This window comes from Pseudobythopirellula maris, assembly GCF_007859945.1.
In the GTDB taxonomy this organism is placed as follows: Bacteria; Planctomycetota; Planctomycetia; order Pirellulales; family Lacipirellulaceae; genus Pseudobythopirellula; species Pseudobythopirellula maris.
In genome coordinates this window covers 1213553-1238543 of record NZ_SJPQ01000001.1, presented here as the reverse complement: position 1 = coordinate 1238543, position 24991 = coordinate 1213553, and the positions used below count along the sequence as shown (strand labels likewise).

Genomic DNA, 24991 nt, shown 5'->3' with positions numbered 1-24991 from the left:
GCAGACGACCGCCGCGCACGGAGGCGCATTTAGTCAGTTACCGCGGGGCCCGATGTTGCACCCCCGATGAACGGCCCCCAAGCCCCGCGGATATCGAAGTCCCGCCAGCTGCCAGCCGCCGCCAGCACTGGCGGGACCTGTTTTTCACTACAGCTTCCTCCCCAACCACAAGCTTCACGGAGTCATCCGATGGACCGAATGAATACCCACGGCGGCCGGCGGCGGCTGGCGTGCTTGCCGCTCGCAGCATTGCCCTTCTCGGCGCTCTTGTTCGCCACGCCGCCCTGCGGCGCGGCCGCGAGCGAGTCACTGCTGCACACGAACGAGCACGCCGAGATCCAGATGTACTCCTACCCCGCCGGGTCGTCCAACGGCGCCGGCTCGGTGCGTGACCGGGCGCCGACGTTCGGCGCGTTCTCGGGCGTCGACTCGGAGACCGGCCAGAGCGTCTTCTTTCCCGGTTCGGGCGCCGACCCCTCGCGGCGCGGCAGCTTTATCGTTGCGAGTGACACGTCGGCCGACGTCCCGGCGGGGCTCGCCCCCGCTCGCTACCAGGTCGAATCGCTCCGCGTGACGGCGACGCTGCTCGGCAACCTGATCTACGAGCCCTTGGGCTACGTGCTGCCTTACGACAACACGCTCGACGACCACTTGGCGCTCACCACCGGCGGCGGCGACGACCCCGGCCGGCCGATCGAGATGTACGGCATTGGCCTGCAGGGCGACTTCGAGACGATCAGCTTCGCCGCCGCGGCCGACGAGGCGGCGCTGCAATTGGGCGACGCGCGTTGGCGGCAGTACCGCGAGGGCGAGGCGGGCTACGACCCCGAACTGCCCGCGGGTGAGCAGGCGATCGCGCCGTACCCGTATTTCGCCGTCGACGCCCTGGGACGCGACGCCGAGAACTCGGTCGCCGGCGGCTACAGCGCCACCGAGCCATCGGGCGAGACCGAGCAGTTCACGCCCGCGCCGATGGCGATCGGCAAGCTCTACGACGACGAGGGCGCCGAGTTCGAGCCGGGCGACTATATGCGGAGCGGCGACGTGTTCGTGTTCGAGCCCAACCTGTCGGACCCGGGCGTGCTTGACTACGTCCGCGGGGCGCTCTCGGAGGGATGGCTCGGGTTCTCTTTCTCTTCGCTGCACGAGGCGGCGGGGCACGACAACGAGGGCGCTGTGCCGTACCCCGACTTCTACCTCGACGATCTCGATGTCGGCGACAACCCAGACGGCGCCGCCCCGACGATCGAGCTCGTGGTGTCGATCCTCGACCCGCTGCCGGGCGACTACGACGGCGACGGCCAAGTGACGACCTCCGACTACGACCGCTGGGTCGAGCAGTTCGGCACGACGGGCCCCGAAGCCGACGGCAACGGCAACGGCCTGGTCGACGCGGCCGACTTCACCGTGTGGCGCGACCATTACACGCCCGCCTCGCAGGCGATCGCGGTCCCCGAGCCGAGCGGCGCCCAGGTGCTGCTGATCGCGCTGGCGACCGGTGCGTTCTGCGGCTGGCAGCACTGGCTGGTGTCCGGCCGGCGGCGCTGAACGTATCCCCCTCCCCCAAGGGGGGAGGGGCTAGGGGAGGGGGCGGAACCCGTGTACCCGGGCCGCCCCCCCAAAAAAAATCCCTCCCCCTAGGTGGAGGGAAATACCACGCAAGCTCAAGCGAGGCAGTCGATGAGAACCAAGAATCCGCCCAAGGCGTTCACACTCGTCGAGCTGCTGGTCGTGATCGCGATCATCGGCATCTTGGTCGCCCTGCTGCTGCCGGCGGTGCAGTCGGCCCGCGAGGCGGCGCGGCGTTGCACCTGCCGCAACAAGCTCAAGCAGATCGGCCTGGCGACGCATCTGTTCGAGAGCACGCGTAAGACGCTCCCCCCGCCGCACGTGCTGTCCAAGGGGGGCGGCCTAGTCGCCGCCGAGAACAACGAGTTCTACGGCCACCTAGGCGGCGCGTTGGTGCTGCTGCTCCCTTATCTGGAGCAAGGCGCCCGGTTCGACACGTACGACCTGACCGAGCCGCCCGAGCACTCCGGCCCGGGAGCCGACAACCTGAGCGTCACCCAGACGGCGCTGCCCGACTACCAGTGCCCCTCGATGCACATGCCGCGCACCGCGCCCGACCCGTGCGGCGAGAGCCTCGGCCCGGGCAGCTACCTGATCAGTACCCGCACGCACTACCAGCCGCAGTTCGCGTTGAACGGCGCGTTCGCCGCCCCGCCCGGCGCCGGCAAGCGGTACGACCTCGGCCTGGAAAAGATCACCGACGGCGTGTCACACACGCTGCTCATCGGCGAGACCAGTTACGGTCTGGCGAACTACACGTGGGACGAGCACCCCTCGAGCGGCTGTAACGACAAGAGCGGCCCCTGCTGGGGCGACTTCAAGTGGGCGGCCGGCTACTGGATCAACGCCTTCGGCCACACCGGCTGGACCAAAGGCCAAGACTCGAAGTACCACTTCAACGAGACCGACGCGCCGTACGACATCCGCCAGCGGACCACGTTCCGCAGCGACCACCCGGGGGGCGTGCAGTTCGTGCTCTTGGACGGCTCGGTCCGCTTCATCCCGGAGAGCATCGAACGCGAGGCGCTGTTCGCACTGATCACGCGGGCCGAGCAGGACCTGGTGCCGACGCACGGGGAGTGAGAGCGGCTTTCTCGCTCCCGATCATCGGCGATGGGATAGCAGCGCCCGCGATGCGAGGGGGTGGGTGTTTTCGCCTTGTTGGCGGATAGATTCGGCGTGCACGCCGTAGCCACTGTTGCAGTACTTATAACACGCGTCGATCGGTGCGGGCTCGCTTCTCATCGAGCCGCGTTGGACGCTCTTCAGAGTCGAACGCGGAGAAAACTACCGCTGCACCGCGGCTCGCCGTTTGATTGGCGAGCATCGCTGTTGCTCTGGAATCCGGCCAGTTTCTGAAGCTAATGCTCCACGACCGCCGTCACCCATTGTCCAGAAATACCCTGCGCATCCGGCAGGGATTGCTAGAATGCGTATGTAGGTGAAGGTAAGCCCCACCCACTACTTGTTAGCTGCCTCATGCTCGGTCTGCTTCCTCCGATCCTGCTGGCCTTAACGATCCCGGCGATGTTTGGTTATGCATTCGCTCGTCACGCACCTGCTGGCCGACGGCTACGACATCCGGACGGTGCAAGAACTGCTGGGCCACAAGGACGTTCGCACGACCATGATCTATACGCATGCCCTCAATCGAGGCGGCCGTGGTGTCCGCAGCCCGGCAGACGGCCTGGCTCCCGGGCCAGTGGAGCGATAGACGGAAACATCCTATCACGCCGTGACAATCGCGATTTAGACGCAACCAAAGAACAGGCAACTATTTACAAGGATCGGCGTACGGCGCGTTAGGTTGACAACCTTGCTGCCTACAGGTGATATACTGATCAACCTATAACTAAGTTAGGTCGACTCCAGACATGTGGCCTTTTCCTAAGAAGATCCAAATCGAAAACATCGAGACTGAATCTGGGAATGCCATCTTGAAAGCACTTCTACAAGATGGGTGGCGCGTTACGTCTGAGTACAGTGATCAGATGTTCGACAAAGGTATCGACTTTGATGCCTATACGTTGAAGCATGGCAGTGATCGGATTGACATGGAGTGGGACAACTGGTTTGAGTGGAAAATAACAGCGTCGGAATCCGTCGCAAGCGATTTGGCGGCGAGGTTCTCGGTATTGAAAAAGACCACGACCTAACCACCGGCTGCAGTTGACCGACGACGCCCGCGATATGATGTTGTTGTTGGTTGAACGCCCGCTCTCCGCGGGCGGCCGGCAACTGAGCCTTTTACGTTAGCTGCCTAATGCTTGACCATCTTCCCAAAGAGGTGCGCGACCGTTCCGGCAAGATTATCTTCACCACGGACGACGGTTTCTTCGATGACGCCGACCTACGCAACGCCGACTTGAATTGTGCCAATCTTGTGGGAATCAGCCTGATGTGTGCCGACCTCCGCGATGCAGATTTAAGTGGAGCGGACATGTATTGGGTTTCGCTTTTCGAAGCCAACCTCGAACGGGCTGATTTGCGTGGAGCAAGTCTCCGCGGAGGCAACATCATCGACGCCAATTTTGCATACACTAAGTTGCAGGGAGCGGATTTCGGCCGCGATAACCTCAACGGTATGACTGATGTGACTGGTACAGATTTCAATTGTGCAGAGTATGATTCTTCAACTATTTTTCCGGATGGCTTTGATCCCCAAGCCCGAGGAATGATTCGGACGAGCGGCAGCTAACCACCGGCTGCAGTTGACCGGCGACGCCCGCGAGTAGAGTGGTGGGGTCGGTTCAACGCCCGCTCCCGCGGGCGGCCGGCAACTGAGCCGATTTACGTTGTCCGCCTAGTTCAGCAGTAGAATCATGCATGACAAAGACGTATTGCTTAGCCCGCTAGCTTTACTTCACTCCAATGGCTTGCGCAACAGTGGACTGAAGGCAATGGCGGAGCTGCAGCTTTTGATGGCAATCCGCGATCGGTCGGACTTGTTGCTTTTCCGGCGAGACACACACGACCAGTTCTTGTGCAATACGTTTGTTCGAATGAATGACGGGTTGGTAGGGTGTGTCCCGTTCCCTCTCTACTTCTCTGGAATCATCGTCAATCACTATCGCTCGATTTTTCGAACTGAATATCCGGAACAATCCAGCGTTTCACGCGTTACACTAGATGGCAAGAATGGTTGCAGCATAAGGTGTGCAGTGTTGGGTGCATCACCCGAGGGTTTAGCGCAAATTGAGATTGGGGAAGGCGATATACCTGGAAGCGACTGCTCTGATGTGATTAATGAATATTATAGGCAAAGGCGACAGCAAAAGCCGTTGGTGCGACGCTTGCACGATAACCTGCGCGGCTGGGTGACCGGATACAGGCTGCAACCTTATGTGCGATAGTCGAACGAACGTATCGGCGGATAACAAAGCGTTGAACCGGAGTGGCGGTTTAGCTCGGAATTTCCATGAAAAGCCTTTCGCCGCCACCCGATTGACGTAATCGTTAGGCTAAGGTTGAGCGTGTTTGGAAACCGCAGGCGACGCCTCGGAGGTCGACACACACAGAGTATTAGGCATGTTGCCACGGTGTTGAGGTTGGTCCAGCTGCTCGCTAGATGACGTCTTCCTGAAGTGCTGGAGTGGATCCGGCCGATGCGCGATTCGGGGATCTGCTCAGGCTCGCGCGGCTTCCTCGTTCGAAGCAGCCTGTCGATCGATGGCCAGCGCCCGATTGAAAACGCTTCCCCTACCGCAATCCACGGAAGAACCTAGGCGTCACGCCTCGTCCCCCGCGTGCGTCTGCACATAGCTCTCGTAGCGGCGGCTGTCGATCCAGCCGTCGGCCACGGCGTCCTTGACCGCGCAGAAGTCTTCGTGCGTGTGGGTGCAGTCGGGGAAACGGCAGCGGCTGACGTAGGGACGCAGGTCGCGGAAGAAGCCGGCCACCTCCTCGGGCTCCACGTCCCACAGGGCGAACTGCCGGATGCCGGGCGTGTCGATTACCGCGCCGCCGTCGGCCCAGTCGCTCTCGAGCGGCAGCAGCTCGGCGGTGGTGGTCGTGTGCTTGCCCTTTTGGGTCTCGTTGCTGACGGCGCCCACGCGCAGGCCGAGGCCCGGCTCCACGGCGTTCAGCAGCGACGACTTGCCGACGCCGCTCTGGCCGCTCAAGGCGCTCACCCGGCCGGCGAGGCGCTCGCGCAGCCGGTCGACACCCAACCCCGTTTGGGCCGAGACCAGCAGCGCCCGGTAGCCGAGCTGCGCGTAGACTCCCACGAGCGGCATCAGGTCGGCCGGGTCGATGAGGTCGACCTTGTTGATCACCACCAATGGCTTCAGGCCGGTCTTCTCGGCCGTGATCAGGAAGCGGTCGACCAGGTGCGGCTTGAGGCGCGGCTCGGCGGCGCTGGTGACGATCACCAGCTGGTCGAGGTTCACGGCGATCAAGTGGCGCCGGTTGCGGCTCGTGCGGCTCAGCGCGCCGTGGCGCGGCTCGACGCGTTCGATGATCCCCTCGTGCCACTCGGACTCTTGGCGGATGCCGGAGGAGCGTTCGGGGCGTAGCCACACGCGGTCGCCGGCGGCGACCGCGTGGCGGGCGTCGATCGCTATCTGCTTGAGCAGCTGACGCGTGGCGCAGGCGTACGACCGGCCGTCGTCGCCACGCACGGTGCTCACCAAGCCTTGCACGCGGAGCACGCGACCGGCGACACAGAGCTCGCGGTCGAAGTCGGGCAGCAGCTGCGGGCCCGACTCGCCCTCGACCAGCTCGGCGCCGGAGATGGTCCGCTTGCGGGTGAAGCGTCCCTTGCCCGACACGCGCTCGTGGGAGGGGGCGTCTTCGGCGGCGGCGTCCGACTCGCCGTCGCCGTGGTAGCCGCGCGTCAGATCGTTCTCACGCGCCGAGGTCTGGCTGTTCTTGCGGAAGGTGGCGCGAGGTTTGTGCTTCTTCTTCGCCACGTTGGTTCCGCATCAGAGGGAACCGCCAAGACGCCAAGGCCGCCAAGAATTCGAGACAGGATTGACTGGATCAACCGGATGACGAGAAATCGATCCTGTTAATCGAGTCAATCCTGTCTGGCTTTTCGCTTGGCGTCCTTGGCGTCTTGGCGGTTCAAAAAAAATCAGAGGGCCTCGTCGGGCAGCTTGACTTGGCCGGCTTCCATGTTCGCCGGGTCGTAGCGGCCCGCGGCGGCCTTGGCCGAGGCTTTGTCTTTGGGCGTGGCCGATTGCAGGCCGGCGCGGGCGAGGAGCGATTCGCTCATGATCTCCTTCGCGCGGTTCTCGGTCGGCGGCGGGCCAACGGCGCCCAGCTCGGCCGGCGAGTAGTAAACCTTGTACTTGTGCTTGGACACGCAGAGCACGTCGCCCGGGTCGAGCCGGCCGTCGGTTGTCCGCACGTCGTTGATCTTGATGCCGTTGCGGCTCTGCAAGTCGCGGGCGTAGAGGTAGCCGCCGTCGATCGACAGCTGGCAGTGGTGCGCCGAGACATTGGCGAAGCGGAGCACGATGTCGCAGCTCTCGCGGCGGCCGATCAGCAAGCGCTTCTTGAGCAGGGGGATGGGGTCGCCGCCTCCGAGCGGGATGAGTTCTCCGTACATAGTGCAAGCGCCTCTCTCGAGTCGAGGATTCCCCGTAGCTGAATCGGTATCAAAGGTCGTGACAAAAGCCGTGCTGGCCCGCACGGCGAATGTCTCTATTTACTCTACGAACGCTCAGGTATTGCGTCAACTTGCTGGAAAAACAAGGTTTTTCCGGTTCCCGACGGGTGCGGGGGCGCCGGCTGGGCGTTTCGTGCCAATGCTGTGGTGATCATGGGGCGATTGAGCAACCCGCGCGCCGTTGGTCGCTTTGTGGGCGTGGTGGTTCGGCTTTCTGTAGCTAACCGCTCTTCTGCCGAGAGCGCTGGGGGCCGGTGTGGGAGGGCCGCTGCCGCTATACTTGATTGCTGTCCCTCGGAGTGGGTCGGGCAGCCGCCGGTTCGCACAACGCGAACGGGAGGAAAGTCCGGGCGCCGCAGGGCAGGGTGGTGGCTAACGCCCACCGGCCGCGAGGCCAGGGAAAGTGCCGCAGAAAACAAACCGCCGATGGGTGGGGGAGGGGTTAGGGGCTAGAGGCTAGGGGCTAGAAGGGTGTAAACGACTCTTTCGCTAGCCCCTAGTCCCTAACTCCTAGCCCCTCCCCCACCACAGGTAAGGGTGAAAAGGTGCGGTAAGAGCGCACCAGCGACCGGGGTGACCCGGTCGGCTTGGTAAACCCCACCCGGCGCAAGGCCAAGCAGAGAGCAGAGCCGGCCCGGCTCGTGACGACTCTCGGGTAGGCCGCTCGAGGCGGCGAGCAATCGTCGCCCTAGAGGAATGGCTGCCACGGCTCGCGCAAGCAAGCCGCACAAGACCCGGCTTACAGACCCACTCCGAGGGCTTTTTTATTCGGCGGCGGTGCGCCACGCGCGCAGCAAAAAGCCGCCCGGCGCTCGCTGCGGAGCGCCGGGGCGGCTTGGGCGATTCGTTCCTCTGTTCCCGGTGTCGTTTCCCGCAGCGATCAGAACTGCGACTTGAACGGCGTCGGCGCGGCGCCCATCGAGCTGCCCACGGTCTGCTGGGCCGGCGTCGTGGCGGCGGGGGCCGAGTTCAGGTTCCGACGCTTCGGCGGGGCCGTCTTCTCGGCCGGGATCAGGTCCTGCTCAATCACCTGCAGCAGCTTCGAGATGCAGAGCTTGTTCATGCTCGTCCGCAGGTCGTGAGCCTCGGTCCGCAGGTACTCGTGCATGCTCTTGGGCAGACGCACGGTGATCACGCGGGTCGGCTCGCTCTCGGCGTCGGCGGTCGCTTTGTTTTCACGCAGGCGGACCACCATCTTCTGGATCTGGTCGAACTCGTCGCTCTTCTCGAACGCGGCGAGGTCTTCGAAGTTCGGAAACGTCTGCCGGGCGACGCCCTCGATGCCGAGGATCTCGCGGAAGAACGTCACCCAGTCGGGGCTCGCGCCGAACAGCTGCTCGGCTTGCTGGAGAACTTGCTGGTACTGCGGGTTGGCGCCAACGGCGCCGTTGCTAGCAGAAAGGGGTGAAGACATGGAGGTATCGGTATGCACGGCGATGGTTTCCTTCCGAGGGGCGTGCGAATGGGAGGACGGGGGCCGACTCCAGCCCTCGCGTTTGTTGCATGTTGCTTCCCCGGTCAACCTGTCGTCGCAGATCGTTGCACTGCTTGCACTTACAGCGATTCGTTCCGGCTGCCTATCTTCGTGCATGGCGTGCACGGTTTCGCAGCACGATCGTCGTGCATAATCCTTGTGCACGGCCGTTTTCCCATCGCGGGGTGATGTCCAGCTAGCGGCAAGCAGGCCGCAAAGTTTCACACCCCAATGCTGGCAACGACTTAAGACGATTATCCAAAAAAATCGGGGCGTGGCGATGTCACTGGACACCACCCCGCCCCGAATCGGGTCTCGAAAGTCGCTTCTCGCCGAGGGGGTTTAGGCAAGCTCCGCCTGCAGCCGCTCCAGAAGCGACTGCGTCTTGCGAATCCCCGCCAGCTCGTCCGGGTCGTCGCCCTCGTACTCGATGCCGACCCAGTCGTGGTAGCCCGCCGCTAGCACCAGCCGCATCATCCGCTCGAAGTCGGTCCGCAGCTCGTCGCCGTTCTCGTCGAACTCGTACGCCTTGGCTGACACCGCCTTGGCGTACGGCATCAGCTCCTCGACCCCGCGGTAGCGGTCGTACCACTCCGGCTGACCCGGCACGCCGATCCGGAAGTTGCCAAAGTCGGGCAGCGTGCCGACGTTCGGCATCGCCACCCGCCGCATCACCCCCTTGAGCCACATGCCGCACGAGCTCAGCCCGCCGTGGTTCTCCACGATCACGTTGAGCCCCCGCCCGGCGGCGTACTCGCCCAGCCGGGCGAGGCCGTCCGCCGCCAGTGTTAGCTGCTCGTCGTACGTCCCGCTGCTGGCGGCGTTCACCCGCACCGAGTGGCAGCCGAGCGTCGCCGCCGCGTCGATCCAGCGGTGGTGGTTCTCGATCGCCGTGGTCCGGGCCCCGTCGTCCGGGGCGCCGAGGTCGCCCTCGCGGTCGATCATGATCAGCAGGCTCGCGACGCCGTGGTCGTCGCACCTCGTTTTCAGGTCATCGAGATAGGCCTGGTCGAACGTGCTGTCTTTGAACAGCTGGCTGACGTACTCCACGCCTTCGATGCCGAACTCCTGGCGGGTGACCTTCGGGAAATCGAGGTTCGTCATCTCTCCGCCCCGGATCGACCGGTGCAGCGACCACTCGGCGAGCGAGATCTTGAACGGCGCCCGCGGGCCGCCGCTCGTTGGGGCCGAGCCCGTAGCCGGCTGCTGGGCGGCGGCGGGGCTGGACGCCCCCATCGTCGCCATGCCCGCCCCGGCGACCGAGGCCGCCAGGAACTCTCGGCGTCCCACCGCCGCGGCGGCTTGCGGGGGCTTATTTACCTGCGGGTCGGCCATCGGCGGGTCCAGGGGAGAAGACTGCCGGTCGGGGCTCTCGGCCATGGGGTGCTTCCTCGTGTTCGGGGGTTGGGAGCTCGCTGAAGAGAGTGGGGCAGGAGCGATCGCGCCCCGGGCGGCCGTCGGCAGCGATCCGCCGCATTGTGGCCCCCGCCGCGTGGCGCCGCAACTTTTTGCCTCGATCGGGGCCGGATCCTCCCCCTTTTTTCGTCCGATCCCCCCTGCGGATTGACCCTAGCGGGCCAACTGCCGAGAATCGCCCTCTCTAGCTAACGATCTCCCTCCCGCCCGCAGCGAAAGAGTCCCTCCCTATGGCAACCGCCGCCACCGGCCAACCGATCACCATGCAGGACGGCCAACTGCAAGTTCCCTCCACGCCCGTCATCCCGTTCATCGAAGGCGACGGCACCGGCCCCGACATCTGGCGCGCCAGCCAGGCGACGCTCGACGCCGCGGTGGAGAAGGCTTACGGCGGCGAGAAGCAGATCGCCTGGATGGAGGTCCTCGCCGGCGAGAAGGCGTTCAACGAAACCGGCGAGTGGCTCCCCGACGCCACGCTCGACGCCTTCCGCCAGTACCTGGTCGGCATCAAGGGCCCGCTCACCACGCCCGTAGGCGGCGGCATCCGCTCGCTCAACGTCGCGCTGCGGCAAATCCTTGACCTATACACCTGCCTCCGCCCGGTGCAGTACTTCAGCGGCGTCCCCTCGCCCGTCAAGCAGCCGGAACTGACCGACATGGTCATCTTCCGTGAGAACAGCGAAGACATCTACGCCGGCATCGAGTTCGAGCACGGCTCGGACGACTGCGAGAAGTTCAAGAAGCTCTTCGAGGAGAACTTCGCCGAGCGGTTCAAGAAGGTCCGCTTCCCTGGCACGACCGGCTTTGGCATCAAGCCCGTCAGCCAAGAGGGGACCGCCCGGCTCGTGAAGGCGTCCATCCAGTACGCGATCGACAACGACAAGCCGTCGGTCACGCTGGTCCACAAGGGGAACATCATGAAGTTCACCGAGGGCGCCTTCCGCGACTGGGGCTACGAGTGCGCGAAGAACGACTTCGGCGCCACCGAGCTCGACGGCGGCCCCTGGTGCACGCTCAAGAACCCCAAGACCGGCAATGAGATCGTCATCAAGGACGTGATCGCCGACGCGATGCTCCAGCAGATCCTCACCCGCCCCGCCGAGTACAGCGTGCTCGCCACGCTGAACCTCAACGGCGACTACATCTCCGACGCCCTGGCCGCCTGCGTCGGCGGCATCGGAATCGCCCCGGGCGGCAACATCAACTACGACACCGGCCACGCCATCTTCGAGGCCACGCACGGCACCGCGCCCAAGTACGCCGGCAAGGACCAGGTGAACCCCGGCTCCGTGATCCTGTCGGGCGAGATGATGCTCCGCCACCTCGGCTGGACCGAGGCGGCCGACCTGATCATCAAAGGCCTGAACGGCGCCATCGGCGCGAAAACCGTCACGTACGACTTCGAGCGTCAGATGGAGGGCGCCACGCTGGTCAAATGCAGCGAGTTCGGCCAGGCGATTGTGAAGCACATGTGAGGGGTGAGTGGTCAGGATTTTAGGGGAGAGGGCCTTCATATTCCCCTCCCCGAAAGGGGAGGCCGACTTATTGAAACCCTATGGGGAGAGATCAAAGACGCCGTGTAGAACCGACGCTGCTGGGAGCACGTAATGGAGCAGTTGCAGTTTTTCAATGACGTAAAACGCAAGGTGATCGTCGCCATTCTGGGAGACGACGATTTGGCTGACCAGCTTGTGCTAAAAGGTGGCAATCTGCTGCAATTCGCCTACGAGATTTCCTATCGAGCGTCTAAGGATGTGGATATCTCAGTCGATGGCGACTTTACAGATACTGAATCGATCGGAAAGAAGATCAATCAGTGCCTGTCAAAGGCATTTAAGGCAGATGGGTACGTGCTCCTCGATTTCAGGTTCTCCAAGAAGCCCTCAAGGATTTCGGCAGACCTAGAGGATTTCTGGGGCGGCTACGCCTGTGAGTTCAAGCTGGTAGAAGAAGAGAAGTATGCCAAATCCGCCGATTCGCCGGAGCTGCTTCGCCGCTCTGCAACTCCGGTAAATTACAACGGCTCACCGGTCTTCAAGGTTGATTTTAGCCGGCACGAGTTCTGCGAAGACAAGGAAGAATTTGTTATAGATGGATACACGGTGAACGGTTACTCACCTCGAATGTTCGTAGCAGAGAAGATCCGGGCCATCTGCCAGCAAATGCCAGAATACGCCCCAGTGGTTCATAGGACGAGAGATCCTGCGTCACGTGCTCGTGATTTTGTCGACATTCACGTGATTGTGAGTCACTACGGAGTCGACTTTTCCTCAAGTGGGTTCCACGACATCATTCGTAGAACCTTTGAGCAGAAGAAGGTGCCTCTTTCCCTAATTGGAAGAATTGGCGAGCACCGGGAGGCACATGAAACGTCGTTCGCCTCGGTAAAAGATACGGTCAGCCCGACCTACGATTTGCAGGATTTTGATTTCTACTTCGATTGGCTGTGTAATGAGTGTGAGGTTCTAGAACCCCTTTGGGATGAATAGCCTCCACCCCTCGTTTAATGCTGGATTCTTGATTTGGTAGTTGATGTAGAAGTCAAACTCTCTGGGAATTGCCTTGATGCGTTTCATCTGGGACTCGGTGTAGTTCCCAGCCTTTTCCATGTAGTATCCGATGGCCTGGTGGTATGGATACGTGTAGTTGAGTGATTTCAGATAAGTTGCTAACCGGTTGCCAGACACTCGCTCTGCTGCCTCTCTATAGGCTCCAGCTACTTCGCTAATACCGCCGGAATAGATTGGTCTCACCGCGATGTCGATTAAGGTTCGCTCAATGTCGGTAACGAAGATATCGGCCCCATCCTTCATTTGAGCCTGAGTCACTCCGAGTCGTTCTGTGTTCTGGCCATTGATCTTGTGGATGGTCATGCCACGGAACTCAAGGACGTTGTTGGTGACTCGACATCTACCTTTGAACGCCCTATCTATCCCAGCTTGTGACAGCGAACCTCCTCCACCGGTGGCAGGCTGTTCGACATTGAAGTAAGCAGCCTTAGGGATTTGGTCCGTGAGGTTGTGGACTTGCATTGCCGTGTAGTGGCTGAAGTAGCCTTGCTGGTCCACTGATTGGATGATGCTGTAGGTTGGTGCGTTGCCCCAGACAAACCGTGTAACGCTGCGGTACGGGAACGCCAGTTTGACGGACTGGAGTGATGTTTCTCGCACTACCGCATTGAGTATTTGAGTACTGGACGCAGAGGAAGCGATCCGGATGCAGTCCGGTGCTCCGTCTTCCATCTTCCATCCGTGCCGGTTCTCCTCGATGAACTTAAGGACGGACTGACGTGGCCAGATTGTTGTGGCCTCGGCACCGTCGAAGGACTCGGCAATCTTCTGTTTGGAGAGCAGCACTGAAAACTCTGCGTAGTGGGTGGCTCGGACCCCGAATGCTAGACGTGTAGTCGCTTAAGTCACGGATCGGTAACGACTTGCGGCATTGTTGGAGTTTCGTGGGGTACGTGGGCGTTGTATATATACTACGCCCACGTAGACGACGATATGCCGGATCGGGACAGGAACGCAGCACCGGTAGTATATATACTACCGGTGCTGCGTTCCTGTCCGAATGCGTTTCTTCCCGACCCAAAACGAGAACGCATTGAGGCACAGTGGCTGTAGTATATATACTACAGCCACTGTTGTTGGTCAAGCTGAGAGCGGCAAAGAATCGACGTAAACCCTTTCGGTGAAGAGACTTGCGAAACACGCCTCATTGATGGCGAGACGCTTATGCGGTAGTATATATACTACCGCATAAGCCTCAGGCCTCCTAGCCCTCGTAGCCGCCTTACGCCGGGCGTCCTGGGTCGCAGCGAAGCGGAGCCCCTGGACGAATCACCAGGGCGGCGTCCTCTTGCTAAAAGCTGGGGGCTTCGCCATCGGCTCCGCAGCCAGAGGCCCGCCCCCGCCGGGTCGCTTTTTTTATGCTTTCACCGCGGATATTGCCGGTTCTTTCGGCATGGAGGCAATAATCGGGCTCTTTTGTGCGATGTAGGTGGTGTCATGCGATGTCGGGGCGGGGCCACGCGGCGCCCACCTGCTCAACCAGGCCCGGCTGCTCTGCCGCTGCCTTCGCTCGTGTGGCGACTCTCAGAAAGGTTGCTCTGGGAGCGGTTTTCGGTTCTTGCACGCGGAGGGAATCCCATGAGCTTTCCAGTTACTCGGCTTGACCGCCGCACGCCAGCGCTCGCGGCGGCGTCCCGAGCGGCGCTGGCCGCACTTTCGGTCCTGTTGCCCGCTTTGGCGATGGTCGGGACCGCCCACGCCCAGTTCTTTCCGACTCGCTACGTGCCGTCGGACACGGTGATCAGTGCGGCCAATTCCTACAGCGGCTCGAAGATCGATGTCCGCAACAACACCGAGGTCCGGCTTGTCGCCGGCGGTGAGGTCAGCGGGTTCGTGCTGAGCGACAACAGCGAGCTGATTGTCGACGGCGGCGCCGTCAATTTCCTGAGCGAGCTGCACGACAGCTCGAAGCTCACCATGCGCTCCGGTCGCGCCTCGTGCGGCGAGATCGATTGCGTTTGGATCAATTATTACGGGTTCATTTTTGCGGAAGACAACTCCCAGGTCGACGTCTACGGCGGCGATATCGAGCACCTCTACCTTCTTGATCAGAGCACCTTGCGTGTCTACGGACGCGACCTGATGAAGAACGGTGAGTGGATCACCGGCTGGGGCGAGGGCGATACGTGGATCTCCACGCGCGTCTCCGGCGGCGCCGACCAGATCTTTCTGATCGAGCTCCCCCCACTCCTCGCCGGCGACTTCAACAACGACCACGTGGTCGACGCCGCCGATTTCACGGTCTGGAGAGACGGCCTGGGCGACCGCTACAGCCAAGCGGACTACGAGACCTGGCGAGCCAACTACGGCGAAACCTACCAGCCCGCCGCTACCATCCCCGAGCCGGCGACCGCGTTGATCATCGTCCCCGTAGCCGCGGCGCTGTTAGCCCGCCGCCGGCGCCGGGCGCCCGGGGTCGCAGCGTAGCGCAGCCCCCGGCGAATCACCGGGGCGGCGTCCTCTTGCTCAATGCCGGGGGCTACGCCTGACGGCTTCGACCCCGGCCACCCAACATTCATGGCGGCCACTCAGAATGGGCGCCGGGCGCCCGGGGTCACAGCGAAGCGCAGCCCCCGGACGAACCACCAGGGCGCCCTTTCTTCGCTAGAACGCACGGCCCCTGGCCGCCGCGTCTCTTTCGCCCTGTCGGCGCCGACTCACGCAGCCGAAAACGCTTCACATCGGCGCGATTCGCTTTAAAATCGGGGCGTGCTTGGCCGGCTATTGATACGAGCTGGCTTCCGATCCGAATCTGGTCTCCGATCCGTACTTAGCCTCCGATCCTAACCAAGGCGCCATGCCCGGAACCAAAGAAGCCGAAGCCCCCGTGGCCCCGCCCGACGACCCCATGGCCCCGCCCGACGGGTGGGACGCCCCCGCGCTGGACGAGTCGGCGTCTGACTCCACGCCGGCCGCCGCTACGGTGGTGCGGCCCAAGCAAAAGAAGAAGACCAAGAAGCAGCCCCCCTACGCCGTTGTGCTGCACAACGACAGCCTCAACTCGATGCCGTTCGTCGTCGGCGCCCTTCGCAAGGTGTTCGGCTACACCGCGCAGCGGGCGACCTGGCTGATGATGCGGGTCCACTTCGGCGGCAAAGCCCGCGTTTGGACCGGCACACGCGAGCTGGCCGAGCTCAAGGCCGAGCAACTCGAGGCGTGCGGCGCCGACCCGCTCACCGCCAGCCGCGGGGCGCAGCCGCTCAGCGTGAGCGTCGAGCCAACCACCCCGACCTGACGCACTCCCCCAGCAGGGCGGCCCACGGCCGGCAGGTCCGCTGCAAAGCGCCGCCAGCCGCGGATCCGTGTGAGGGCGAGCGGCTCATCAGCCCGCGGCTGCAACCCCGGCCCGCTCTTATGCCTCTCTCCCCTCTCATCTCTCGCTCGCACGTCGTTCCTTCGCTCCGTCGTGGTCCCTCCCCTCGATGGAGCGCTCAAAAACGCAAGCCGGCAAAATGCCACAAGAATCGGCCCGCCCAAGGGGCCCCGCGACGCGGACCTAAAACCCAGCACAGAAGAGACTTACAACAAAGCAGCGCGCGGCCAAGAATCGCTGCTGCGCGCTGGCCCAAAAGCGATTGTCGAAATTAGGTAAAACGCCTGCTACAAAGATAATTGGGCGCCGCAGGGGGTCGTTTTCGCCCCCGCCCCCTGCGCAATAGCAGAAGAACCAGCCATTCTACCCCCCGCCGCTGCGTTTTTCGGGCGTGTTCTTCGGGGTCCGCCCCCTCAAAAACTCTCACAGAACGCTCGCGGCGCGGACTCGGCAACCATTCTTGGCCGCGCCGCCTTTTCGCCAGCGGCATCCAGCGGCGATATCGGCCGTTACAGAATCGCCAATCGGTAAATCCTTGACGGATTCACCCCAGTTCGGGTTAAACTCGTACCCAACCATCCGGCCTCGCCGATCAACCCCTCCAGAAACGCCCCACCTTCGAGCCAGCCTAATGACCCGGAAATCGTTCTTCGGCCTCGCCATCGCCACTCTGGCGGTTGCGGCCAGCTGCGTATCGCCCGCTTCGGCCGGTGCCCCGATCGGTGAGGTCACGGTCCCTTGGACGGTCGAGATCTTGGGCGGTCCCTACGACGGCGAGATTGGCGTCGGCTCGATCAGCTACGACCCGAGCTTCGTCTTCTTCGGCGACGAAGTGCTCAGCCCCACCTTCGGCAATCTCACGCTCGAGATGACGATCCTCGGCCAGCTCTTCACCGAGGCGGACGACATCGACTTCGACGCGTTCCCTGAGCTGCTGTTCGAGGACTTCGAGCCTGTCTTTATCGACTTGGTCGTATCGGAGGTCGGCTTCGAGATCCAGAACCTGGTCGAGATCGACGCCCCCCGCGTCGACGCTCTGGTGATCGCCACCGACCTGTTCCCCGCCCCGGGCGGCGGCTTGCAGGGCTTCGCTCTCACCGTCCCCGAACCGGCCAGCGCGTTGCTCCTGGCGCCCATGGCGATGTGGACGACCCGCCGCCGCTGAGGCGCGAAGCGAACCACGAACCACTCCACGCGAGCCGGCTCAAGCCGGCTCGCGTTTTTCGTTCGTGGCGTGCGCGGGAGCCGATCGGTCGCCGGCGCCGAGCAACGAAAAAGCCCCGGCTCACGCGCTACTGCGCGTGAGCCGGGGCTATAGGTCAATCGCTAAGGGCCGATAGGCTCACTTGTTCCTGTTGATCCACGCGCGGTAATGCTTCTGGTAGCCGTAGCCGAAGTAGTCGAGCGAGAACTCGTTGCGGACCTTGTACTTCTTGAAGATCTTCACCACTCGCTTGTCGCTCCAAGCCGCCATCGAGTCGCGCCGCGCCTGGGCCATGCGGTCCCAGATGATCGCCTTCTCCTCGTCGGTCATCTGCGGGACCATCTCGACGTAGGCGTTGTAGGTGCGTGGGGCGCCGGGCGAACGGGTGACGCGGTCGAGCAGGTCGATGGTCTTCTCCTCGCCGACCAGCTCGTTGAGGCCGTCGATGAGGTTGTCGATCTGCGGGGCGAACTCGGCGTAGATCGGGTCGATCTGCTCGGTCATCACGGTGAGCGCTTTGAGTTCGTCCTTCTCCTTGCCGCCCGTGTTGTCGCGGGCGGCGTCCCAGGCGTCCCAGGCGGCGTCGAGTTCGGGGTCGATCCCTTGGTGCCACGCCCAGACCTTGCCGTAGTGGTCGCTCACCAGTTTGGCGACCGCGTCGGTCTTCGACGGGTCGTCGAGACCCAGCCGCTCGGCCAGTTGCTTTCCCTTGCGGTCGACATCGCGTTGAACCTCGTCGGGCAGCGAGGCGTCCCACCAGCTGGGGGGCTGATCGCCGTCGATGGCGGCCTGCGAGCGGGCGGCGACCATGGCGGCCGTGTCGGCGAGGGCGGGGCTAGCGGCGAGCGCGACGACGGCCGACGCCATCGCAAGGGTAAATGAGGCTAAGACGCGGCTGTTTCGCACAGATGGACTCCGATTGCGAGATAGAAGAACGGGGGGAAGAGGATGATCGATTCCCCCCCATTCTACAACGAGCACCCCACGCATACTCCGCCCAGAAGCGCGCCGCAGAGCCGCAGCACGGCTCGTTTTGAGACGGCGCGGCGCCACAGTTCACCGAACTGGAAACTACGTGTCGTCAGCGTTGCTCGAGCCGCCGCCTCGGCTCGCTCATGCGACGTCGATCACGACGGCGCCAACCTTGTGGCCCGCCTCGGCGTAGCGATGGGCCTCGCTGATATCGTCGAGCGGCGCCCGGTGGTCGATAACCGGCCGGAGCTTGCCCTCGGCGAGCCAGGCGGCCAGCTGCTCGGTGTTTTCGAGCGTGGCCTCGGCCACGTTGCACAACACGGGCCGGCCGCCGGTCAGCCGGTTGAAGATCGAACGCAGCATGTGGCTCGGCCCGAAGGCGACCGGCAGGAACCGCCCTTTGGGCGTGAGAGCGGCGAGGCAATGGCCCGTGTCGAGCAGGCCGACCGTGTCGATGATCAGGTCGTAGCGCTCGCCGTCGGCCAGGGCGGGACCTTGGGTGTAGTCGACCGCGTGGTCGGCGCCGAGCGAGCGGACGAGCTCGAGGTTCTTGGTGCTGGTGACGGCCGTGACCTCGGCGCCGAGCAGCTTGGCGATCTGCACGCAGAACACGCCGACGGCGCCCGACGCGCCGTTGACCAGCACCCGCTCACCCGGCTGCAGCTTCGCCTTGTCGCGCAAGAAGACGATGGCGGCGAGGGCGCCGAAGGGGGTGGCGACCGCCTCGTGGTGGTCGAGGCCCGCCGGTGTAGCGACGAGCGGGGCGTCTTGGCTAAGGCGCTTGTACTCGGCGTGGGCCCCCATTCCATGGTTGGCCACCTCGCCAAAGACCCAGTCGCCCGGCTTGAACCGCGGCGGCGAGCCGTTGGTCGGTTCGCCGACCTCCTCCACCACGCCCGCGAGCTCGACACCGAGCACTTGGTTCTTGGGGCTGAGCAGCCCATTGAATAGCCGGATGAGCCACGGATTTGCGGCGCGGAACCGCCAGTCGGCCGAGTTGACGGTGGTGGCGTGGACGCGAACGAGCATCTCGCCTTTGCCGACGGTCGGCTTGTTGACGTCGATGACCCGCACAACCTCGGGGGGCCCGTACTCGGTGTAAACGGCGGCGCGCATGGCGGTCCCTTCTTGAGAGTGGGGGGAGCTGGCGGGGGCAGTGATGGCGGGGGGCAGTGCTGGCGTCGCGGGGGGCGGGGGAGCGACGCACGGGGAGGGAACTTCCTCGGTATAACCCCTATCGCCTCGCCAGCCAAGCACTTGTCGCTCGACGCCCGCGGGTTGCGACTCGCGAAGGTGCTGCGAGCATGCAAGTCGGCCGATGCAGGCGTCGTCGGCATTTGGCTCGGCGGGCGAGGGGCCAATCCCTCAACGGCGGACCGTTGCCGAGCTATAATAAGGGTCTCGTTCGCCCCCGGGCCCTCGCTACGGAACTACCTTGATGCCTCGCCTTTCGGTCCGTTTGTTGGTCGCCGTCCCCGCCCTGCTACTTGGGGGAGCTGCGATGGCGTCTGCCGGTGTGCCCGCCGCTCTCCAACCGCATCTCATCAACCACTACACGTTCGACGACCCCCAAGGGGGCGACCCCGGCTCGGCGACCGAACTCGACCTGGGGCTCGACGCCACGCCGATCCAGCTGCTGAATGGCGCCCCGCGTGTGATCGACGGCGCTTGGGGCGGCAGCGTCTACGCGCTCGAGACCCGTCAGAACAACAGCGGGCCGAACGACGACTGGAAGGCGGGTGTTTTCTTCGATTCCTCCGCCGAATCGACCCTGGGTGGGTCTAACCACGTGACCGGCGTCACGATCGCCGGCTGGTTCAAGCCGCTCGGCGATGTGGGCGACAACCCGAGCCCCAATACCAACAGCGGCGACCCGTTCGACACGTTCAACGCCTTCGGCCTGGCCGGGTTGTTGCGGGGAGACGACGGCGGCGTGGGGGTCGACGGCCACGGTGTGCGGGCCTTGCTCGAGGTAATCGGCGGCAAGGTGGTCGGCCTCGGACGCCGGCTCGACGACCAGAGTGGATCGGGTCGCGTTTCGACGGTCGACGATTGGCACGTGGTGATGCCGCCCGGCGAGTGGACGCACCTGACGGCCACCTTTGATTTCGATCAGGGGGAGATCTTTCTCTACAAGAACGGCTTAGCGCTCGCCGCCGACCAGCCGCAAACCGACAACTGGGATCTCGATCCGGAAGAGACCAACCACACCTCGCCGACCAACCCGGCGGGCATCAAGATCGGCGGCAGCCATCCGAACAACTCGCAGGAGCAGAACCCGTTCAACGGGCGGATCGACGAGTTGACCTTCTTCAATCGCGTGGTCTACCCACGCGAGGTTCGTGGGTTGTACCTGGGACTCAGCGGCCAGCCGGGCGATTACAACGGCGACGGCGTTGTCGACGCCGCCGACTTCACGGTGTGGCGCGACACCCGCGACCATTCGGGAGACCTGCGGGCCGACGGCGACAACAACGGCGTGGTCAACGAGCTCGACTACGACCTGTGGCTCGACAACTTCGGCAAGTCGTGGCCATCGCCGAGCAGCGCCTCGCAGGGGCAGTCGACGCCGGAGCCTTCGGCTGGGGCTCTTTTAGCAGTAGGCGTTTGGGGCGTCACGCGGAAACGTCGCAAGCCGTAGTGCGGTAGATCCGAAGGCGGTTTGGCGAACAGAGTAAGAGAATGCTCAGCGGCGGAAACGGCGGCGGGCGGCGAGCAGCCCCATCACCGCCAGACCCAGAGCGGTCGGCTCGGGGACCGAAGCAGACGGCTCGTCGAGCGTGTCGCCGAAGTGCTGGACCCACAGGACGTAGTCGAGCTCGTTGACCACGCCGTTGCCGTCGCCATCGGCGCCGCTGCCGGCTGGAACGTTCTGCAGGTACGAGTCGCGCCACACGGTGAAGTCGGCGGCGCCGACCACGCCGTCGCCGTTGTAGTCGCCGGTGAGCGTCTCGACGCCCAGCTCGAGGAAGAGCTCGCTGCCTTGCTGGCGGACGGCAAAGCCGGTCGGCAATTCGGCGAACGCGCCGGCGAAGCCCTCCGCGGCGGTCATCAGCAGCCAGCTGCCCGACTCGGGGCTGTAGCCGCGAGCGAAGGCGACCTCCAGGCTCCCTCCCAGCGTGGCGAGCCCGTCAACCGCGAGAGAGTCGGAAAGATCGTCCGAGGCGATCTCGATCTCGAGCACGCCCGCGGTGAGGGTGAGGTCGCCCTGCACGAGGGCTTGGCCCACGCTGCTGACGGTCGACGCGTCGACCGGTGAGAACGCGCCCCCCTCGTTCTGGAGGTCGAACCCCACGACGCCCGTCTTCAATCGACCCCCAGAGAACGTGAACGCCCCCCCCGCTCCTTGCGTGATCGCGGGGGTGGCGAGGTCGCCGCCGGTGAGGGTGTAGGCGCCGTTCTCGATGTGAACGCCGCCGCCCAGCACCCGCACCTCGCCTCCCGTTTGAGTGACCACCCCCTGCCCCAGGGGTCCGACCTGAAGGTCGTCGGTCACTTCCAGCCAACCACTCGCGACGCCCAGCTCCGCACTCGTTCCCGTCGCCGATCCGATCCGCAGCGTGCCCGCTTTTTGCCCCACGGCGTCGACGGTCGCGACCCCCGTGTCGATGTGAACCTCGTCGAGCCGCGAGGGCTCCCAGCGGCGGGCCCAATTCTGCCAAGCGGCGTAGCGGCCCGAGCCGGTGAACTCGATCGGGCCGACCGCTTTGAACGCGGCGATGTCGTTCAGGTACTCTTCGAGGTCCGTGAAGCCGTCCGCGTCGAAGTCGCCGTTGTTGTTAGCGATGTACACGTTGGTGCCGTGCTTCTCCTCCCAGGCGTCGGGGATGCCGTCGCCGTCGCTGTCGAGCTTCGCCGGCTCACCGCCCAACGTTCCAAAGCCGCCGTTCGACACGCCGAAAGCGACCAGCTGATTCTCGTGAGAGATCTGGCTGCCGTTGCGGTTGATGACGTTCGACTCGAGCAGCTGGTCGACCTCGTCGCGGTCCCACGGCGTGGCGCCGAACTCGCTGAGCACCCGCTCGTAAGCGGCGTCGGTCGAGGCGTCTTTCCAGATCTCGTCCGCCACGGGGTAGGGGGTGTCGCTCCAGGTCGACAAGGCGCTCGACACGCTGCCGAAACCCCGCCCGCCAAAGGCGTAGTCCTGGCCGTCGTGATCGCTGTCTCGATCCGAGTCGTAGGCGTTCACGCCCCACCAGGTGCCGTAATCGTCCACTGAACCGCCGCTCAGAGGATTCCTGCCGCTGTGGTTCGGACCGGCGATGAAGTAATTGCCGTCGATGTTCGAGGTCCAGTAGAATCCGTCGCTGTCGGTGCCCTGCATGTAGAAGGCCCGCGAGTTCCAGTTGTAGACGACGTTGTTGACCCAATCGAGCGTGTCGTACACACGGTGCTTGGGGTTCCGTGTGCCGTTGTGCGCGTAGAGGTTGTGGTGCATCGAAACGCTGCGGGCGTTCTCGAGCAGCGATCCCGCCGAGTGATCGTGCAAGCCGTGGGAGACCGTGCTGTACTGCAGGGTCACATTGGTCCCCTGTACCGAGAAGTTCTCGTCGTAACTGAAGCCGGCCGACACGTGGTCGTAGATCACCCGCTCGGCGTTGTTGTTCGTGTTGACCGAATCGTTGCGGCCCGAGTCCTTGCCCGGTCGGAAACGCATGTGACGCACGACGATGTCGTCGCCGCCGACCGAGAACTGGTGCCCGCGAACGCCGATCCCACCGGGCGCGGTCTGCCCGGCGATCGTGATGTTGCGTTTGTGCGTGTCGACGCCGAGTTTGCTGTTGATGTCGATCCAGCCGCCGACGTCGAAGACGATCGTCCGGCCCGAACTGGGCGCCGACTCGATCCCGTGCCGCAGCGTGCCCGACGAGCCGTCGTCGTTCAGCTTAGTGACGTGGTAGACGTCGCCGCCACGACCTCCGGCGGACTCGGCGCCAAAGCCCTCGGCCTGAGGGAAAGCCTTGATGGTTTGCGCCACGGCTAAAGAGCAGGGCGTGATCAGCAGCGACGCGATCAGCAAAGCGTGCTTGAGGCCAGCGGCGGGCAAGCAACGGTAGCAGAAAGTAGACGTCATTCGTCGGTCTGGCCTATAGGCTCGGGGCTTCGGGGTCGAGCCCGATCTTAGGCGTGATTACCGGCGGCGACGCTGCTGACGCCAAGCCAAGGCGGCTCCCAGCAGCAGCACGGCGCCGGTGGGCTCAGGCACGGCGGTCGAGGTCGCGAGACCCGGCGCCGACATCCCGAAGTTGGCGACCCACACGTCGTAGTCTCCCATGTCGATCACGCCGTTGCCGTTGCCGTCGGCGGCTAGGTTCGAGCCGGTCATGTCGAGCGTGTCACGCCACACGGTGAAGTCGGCGGCGTCGACGAGGCCGTCCTTGTTGTAGTCGCCCAGGTGGGCGTTGCCCACGAGTTGGCGTACCCAGCCGTCCTGCTTGGTGGTGAGATAGATCTCGCCGTCGGAGGTTTGCGCGAACCGCAAGTCGACGCGGTTGTTCGGTAGCGAGTTGAGGCCACGCGACTCGATCACGAGGCTCTCGAGCGAGACCGGCTCGCGGTCCTGCGTGAGAAAAAGCTCGTAGACCGTGGCGGTGGCGAGGAAGTCGTCGTCGGTGTGGGCGGCGATCAACTCGTCGAGGTCGCTGTAGTAAATCCGGCCGTTGCGGATGTCGCCGTAGATGAACTTGCCCTCGAGCTGAGGGATCTGCTCGCCTCGGTAGACGAAACCGCCTGCGATCGCGAAGCCGTCAGCGTGGTCGTATTGAGCGGCAGGCCAGACGTAACCGACGTCGCCGCCGCGCGGCACGATGCCTCCGCCGCGGGTGAACGTGCCTTCGTACTTGTCCCAGCCGTAGTCGCCGCCCGACTCGAGGATGTTGATCTCTTCAACCGAACCTTGACCGATGTCGGTCGTGAGGAAGGTCTCAGTGTCCATATCCCACATGATGCGGTGGGCGTTGCGGAAACCGCTGGCGTAGATCTCGCCGAGCGTGTTGGCGTCGCCGTCCGAAGCGTACGGGTTGTCGGTCGGCACGCCGTACTGGCCGTTCGCGCTGTTGTTGCCGGAAGGATCGATCCGCAAGATCTTGCCGAAGATCGAGCTCAACTCGCGGGCCTGGTCGCTTCCCTTGCCCTCTGAGTCGTAGCCGGCGTCGCCGCCGGCGAGGTACATGATGCCGTAATCGGGGTGGCTCGGGTCGGTCGCATGGGGGTTGAAGCCGATGTCACCCATGTTGTGCAGGTTGCCCGACGGCTGAGCGATCCGCATCATCTCGCGATGCGTGCCGCTAAACGTGCTGGCCATGGGGTCCGAGGCGGTCCACTCGACCACCACGCCGTGCTGGCCATTGCTGATGTTGCCCGCGTTGCCAATGGCCTGGAAGTCGGGCGTCGACGGGTTGCCCGACGCCTTCTCCTCGTGGATCGTGTAGAACTTGCCGTTCGTGGCGAAGTCCGGGTGCATCGTCAGCGTGATCAGGCCGGTCGACAAACCGCCATCGCCGATGATGAAGTCGTCGAACACCGTGTCGACGTCGAGATAAGTCTCGATCTGCTGGGCGGCCGGGTCGACGCGGTAAATCTGGCCACGCAGATCGTTGATAAACCAGTTGCTCGAATCGCTCGGGTCTTCGCGCAGGAAGTTGATCCGCGCGACGTTATTGCCCGACCGGCTGTCTTCCTGACCCTGCCCTTGCGTGTTGGGCATCTGGATGATGTCGGCGATCTCGACCGTCAGGCCTGGAACAATCGCCGGCACGACCTGCGCATCCGCCGAACGGACTGAAAGCACAGAGACAACGATCGCGAGGCTCAAAGCCACGCGTGAAGAAATAGAGGTCATGTTCGCCTGTTCCGGGGTGCG

Annotated in this window: 20 protein-coding genes and 1 other RNA gene; 12 read left to right on the top strand and 9 right to left on the bottom strand. The window is 63.8% G+C overall.

Translation table 11 applies throughout. The features are described from left to right. Positions 1-189: 189 nt before the first annotated feature. From Mal64_RS04590 to Mal64_RS04565, 5 genes are all read left to right on the top strand, one after another. The gene (locus Mal64_RS04590; RefSeq protein WP_146397497.1) at positions 190-1548 is read left to right on the top strand and encodes a hypothetical protein; all 1359 of its coding nucleotides are present in this window, start codon (positions 190-192) and stop codon (positions 1546-1548) included. Between the two features lie 132 nt (positions 1549-1680). After that, on the top strand, positions 1681-2652 hold the full coding sequence (locus Mal64_RS04585; protein WP_146397495.1) for a DUF1559 domain-containing protein: 972 nt from the start codon (positions 1681-1683) through the stop codon (positions 2650-2652). A 454-nt stretch (positions 2653-3106) separates the two neighbouring features. After that, positions 3107-3283 carry a tyrosine-type recombinase/integrase gene (locus tag Mal64_RS04580; protein WP_197525566.1) on the top strand — a complete coding sequence of 59 codons (177 nt, stop codon included), beginning with the start codon at positions 3107-3109 and terminating at the stop codon, positions 3281-3283. 549 nt (positions 3284-3832) lie between these two features. Next, on the top strand, positions 3833-4267 hold the full coding sequence (locus tag Mal64_RS04570; protein WP_146397491.1) for a pentapeptide repeat-containing protein: 435 nt from the start codon (positions 3833-3835) through the stop codon (positions 4265-4267). Positions 4268-4391: 124 nt separating this feature from the next. Next, complete coding sequence (locus Mal64_RS04565; protein ID WP_146397489.1) at positions 4392-4922, top strand: hypothetical protein; 531 nt, start codon at positions 4392-4394, stop codon at positions 4920-4922. A gap of 375 nt (positions 4923-5297) precedes the next feature. Here Mal64_RS04565 and rsgA read toward each other — a convergent pair whose 3' ends face one another. Both rsgA and Mal64_RS04555 read right to left on the bottom strand, forming a co-directional pair. Beyond that, positions 5298-6479: a ribosome small subunit-dependent GTPase A gene (gene rsgA / locus Mal64_RS04560; protein ID WP_146397487.1), complete on the bottom strand. Its 1182-nt coding sequence runs from the start codon at positions 6477-6479 to the stop codon at positions 5298-5300. Positions 6480-6643: 164 nt separating this feature from the next. Then, complete coding sequence (locus Mal64_RS04555; protein WP_146397484.1) at positions 6644-7120, bottom strand: FHA domain-containing protein; 477 nt, start codon at positions 7118-7120, stop codon at positions 6644-6646. Positions 7121-7476: 356 nt separating this feature from the next. On the opposite strand from Mal64_RS04555, the gene rnpB reads away from it, so the two are divergent. Further along, positions 7477-7938: RNase P RNA component class A (rnpB, locus tag Mal64_RS04550), an RNA gene on the top strand. A gap of 122 nt (positions 7939-8060) precedes the next feature. Here the strand turns inward: rnpB and Mal64_RS04545 are convergent. Both Mal64_RS04545 and Mal64_RS04540 read right to left on the bottom strand, forming a co-directional pair. Further along, on the bottom strand, positions 8061-8594 hold the full coding sequence (locus Mal64_RS04545) for a hypothetical protein (RefSeq protein WP_146397482.1): 534 nt from the start codon (positions 8592-8594) through the stop codon (positions 8061-8063). 402 nt (positions 8595-8996) lie between these two features. Next, on the bottom strand, positions 8997-10034 hold the full coding sequence (locus tag Mal64_RS04540; protein WP_231993581.1) for a sugar phosphate isomerase/epimerase family protein: 1038 nt from the start codon (positions 10032-10034) through the stop codon (positions 8997-8999). A gap of 266 nt (positions 10035-10300) precedes the next feature. Here Mal64_RS04540 and icd point away from each other — a divergent pair, with 266 nt between their 5' ends. Both icd and Mal64_RS04530 read left to right on the top strand, forming a co-directional pair. Further along, on the top strand, positions 10301-11545 hold the full coding sequence (gene icd / locus Mal64_RS04535; RefSeq protein ID WP_146397480.1) for an NADP-dependent isocitrate dehydrogenase: 1245 nt from the start codon (positions 10301-10303) through the stop codon (positions 11543-11545). 132 nt (positions 11546-11677) lie between these two features. Continuing rightward, positions 11678-12559, top strand: a complete 882-nt coding sequence (locus Mal64_RS04530) for a nucleotidyl transferase AbiEii/AbiGii toxin family protein (protein WP_146397478.1) — start codon at positions 11678-11680, stop codon at positions 12557-12559. On the opposite strand, the gene Mal64_RS04525 is transcribed toward Mal64_RS04530, so the two are convergent. Beyond that, entirely contained in the window at positions 12536-13426 is an 891-nt protein-coding gene (locus tag Mal64_RS04525; protein ID WP_146397476.1) for a type IV toxin-antitoxin system AbiEi family antitoxin domain-containing protein, read from the bottom strand. The genes Mal64_RS04530 and Mal64_RS04525 overlap by 24 nt on opposite strands. A 792-nt stretch (positions 13427-14218) precedes the next feature. Between Mal64_RS04525 and Mal64_RS04520 the strand changes: the two genes are divergently transcribed. The 3 genes from Mal64_RS04520 (at position 14219) to Mal64_RS04510 (ending at position 17118) form a co-directional block, all read left to right on the top strand. Continuing rightward, entirely contained in the window at positions 14219-15067 is an 849-nt protein-coding gene (locus Mal64_RS04520) for a hypothetical protein (RefSeq protein ID WP_146397474.1), read from the top strand. Between the two features lie 370 nt (positions 15068-15437). Then, positions 15438-15875 carry an ATP-dependent Clp protease adaptor ClpS gene (locus Mal64_RS04515; protein WP_197525449.1) on the top strand — a complete coding sequence of 146 codons (438 nt, stop codon included), beginning with the start codon at positions 15438-15440 and terminating at the stop codon, positions 15873-15875. 709 nt (positions 15876-16584) lie between these two features. Further along, complete coding sequence (locus Mal64_RS04510; protein WP_146397472.1) at positions 16585-17118, top strand: hypothetical protein; 534 nt, start codon at positions 16585-16587, stop codon at positions 17116-17118. Between the two features lie 177 nt (positions 17119-17295). On the opposite strand, the gene Mal64_RS04505 is transcribed toward Mal64_RS04510, so the two are convergent. Both Mal64_RS04505 and Mal64_RS04500 read right to left on the bottom strand, forming a co-directional pair. After that, positions 17296-18024 (bottom strand): DUF3826 domain-containing protein, encoded by a 729-nt coding sequence (locus tag Mal64_RS04505; protein ID WP_197525448.1) that lies wholly within the window; start codon positions 18022-18024, stop codon positions 17296-17298. A 246-nt stretch (positions 18025-18270) separates the two neighbouring features. Then, positions 18271-19245 carry an NAD(P)-dependent alcohol dehydrogenase gene (locus Mal64_RS04500; protein WP_146397468.1) on the bottom strand — a complete coding sequence of 325 codons (975 nt, stop codon included), beginning with the start codon at positions 19243-19245 and terminating at the stop codon, positions 18271-18273. A 322-nt stretch (positions 19246-19567) separates the two neighbouring features. On the opposite strand from Mal64_RS04500, the gene Mal64_RS04495 reads away from it, so the two are divergent. After that, positions 19568-20770, top strand: a complete 1203-nt coding sequence (locus tag Mal64_RS04495; RefSeq protein ID WP_146398736.1) for a LamG-like jellyroll fold domain-containing protein — start codon at positions 19568-19570, stop codon at positions 20768-20770. Between the two features lie 45 nt (positions 20771-20815). On the opposite strand, the gene Mal64_RS04490 is transcribed toward Mal64_RS04495, so the two are convergent. Next, positions 20816-23203 (bottom strand): hypothetical protein, encoded by a 2388-nt coding sequence (locus tag Mal64_RS04490; protein ID WP_146397466.1) that lies wholly within the window; start codon positions 23201-23203, stop codon positions 20816-20818. 57 nt (positions 23204-23260) lie between these two features. After that, complete coding sequence (locus Mal64_RS04485; protein WP_146397464.1) at positions 23261-24970, bottom strand: PQQ-dependent sugar dehydrogenase; 1710 nt, start codon at positions 24968-24970, stop codon at positions 23261-23263. Between the last annotated feature and the right edge of the window lie 21 nt (positions 24971-24991).